The sequence below is a fragment of the Agromyces binzhouensis genome (assembly GCF_004135055.1).
GTDB classification, from domain to species: domain Bacteria; phylum Actinomycetota; class Actinomycetes; order Actinomycetales; family Microbacteriaceae; genus Agromyces; species Agromyces binzhouensis.
Genome location: NZ_SDPL01000623.1, coordinates 1 through 1,264 on the forward strand (window position 1 = coordinate 1; position 1,264 = coordinate 1,264).

The following is a 1,264-nucleotide window of genomic DNA, read 5'->3' on the forward strand; positions in this document are numbered from 1 at the left end:
ATCTCAGTCGGCCGCGACCGCGCCGGCCGCCGCTCCGAACGGCGGGATCACCCAGCGCAGCACCGCGGGCGCCGTCTCCATCGTCGGGGCGAGGACCGCGATCAGCCCGGCCGAGGCGAAGCCCGCCGCCGCCCAGACGAGTTGCCGTCCGCGGAACCGCTCGACCGTCGCACCCGCCCCGGCCTGCCGGAGCCGGCGCGCGACCGTGTCGTTGCCGCCGAGGATCGACGACAGGATGCCACGTGCTCGCCGAGCGGTGGGCAGCACGAGCATCCCGATGACCGAGCCCGGGTCGGATTGCGGCCTGGCGCGCATGGCACGCGCCTCGACGGAGACATCGGTGATGTACGGCGCGACGCGGTCGACCAGTAGTGCCCGGCCGATGCGAGGAACGGATGCCGCGATGAGCCACAGGCCGAGCCCGAGCATCGCACCGAGCGCGACCGCGACGATCGGCGTCGCGGTCAGCTGGACCATCGACGCTCCTCGGGAAGTCGGCCGAGGCCGAGCATCAGCCGATACGCGACGATCGTGACGGCGACACCGCAGAGGATGAGCACGGTGCCCGCCGGCGAGTCGTACGAGGCGAGCGTCTCGGGCCTGGTCGCGAGCACGCACAGGAGCAGCCACGGTGCGGCGACGCCGAGGCGCGCGGCGTTGCGGATCCACCCCTGGCGGGCGACGACCTCGGCCCGCAGCGCGGCATCCTCGCGGAGATAGCTCGCGAGCCCGCGGAGTACCGCGGTCAGGTCGGTTCCACCGACCTCGCGCGCCATCCGCAGTGTCTCGAGGATGCGATCCGCGACAGGGTCGGCGAGACGCGCCTTCAGCGTGTCGACGGCCCAGCCGAAGTCGCCGGTGCGGCGGAAGTCGCGGTCGAAGCCCGCGAATGCGCTTCGCGTCGCCGCGGGGCCGAGGTCGGCGAGCGCGGCGATAGCGTCGGGGAGGTTCATTCCCGCACGCACGCTCGAGACGACGTGGTCGACGACATCGGGCCAGATCGCCCGGTTCACGGCGCGACGGTGGTTGGCGCGTGACCTGATGACGATCGGGATGGCTCCGGCGCCGAGCAGTGCCGCGATGAGTGCGAGCAACGGCACGCCGAACACGGCCTGCGCGATCGCCGCGGCGAGCACCGCGAGCACGACACCGACGATGACGACGATCGCGATCGGCACCCCTGGTAGGCCGGCGAGCGCCAGCTCGTCGCGGACGGCGGCGAGCGCGCCGCGCCCCGCGCCGACATCGACCGGCGTGCCGAGCG

At 73.5% G+C, this 1,264-nt stretch carries 2 protein-coding genes; both read right to left on the reverse strand.

The features are described from left to right. Positions 1-3: 3 nt before the first annotated feature. The gene (locus tag ESO86_RS17190) at positions 4-477 is read right to left on the reverse strand and encodes a hypothetical protein (protein WP_129235985.1); all 474 of its coding nucleotides are present in this window, start codon (positions 475-477) and stop codon (positions 4-6) included. Next, the coding region (locus ESO86_RS17195) for a type II secretion system F family protein (RefSeq protein WP_129235986.1) at positions 465-1,264 on the reverse strand (800 nt) is incomplete at its 5' end. The genes ESO86_RS17195 and ESO86_RS17190, both read right to left, overlap by 13 nt.

Bases quoted from the DNA above. Each gene is read 5' to 3' on its own strand.
- ESO86_RS17190 (WP_129235985.1), bottom strand. From the start codon at position 477: ATGGTCCAGCTGACCGCGACGCCGATCGTCGCGGTCGCGCTCGGTGCG.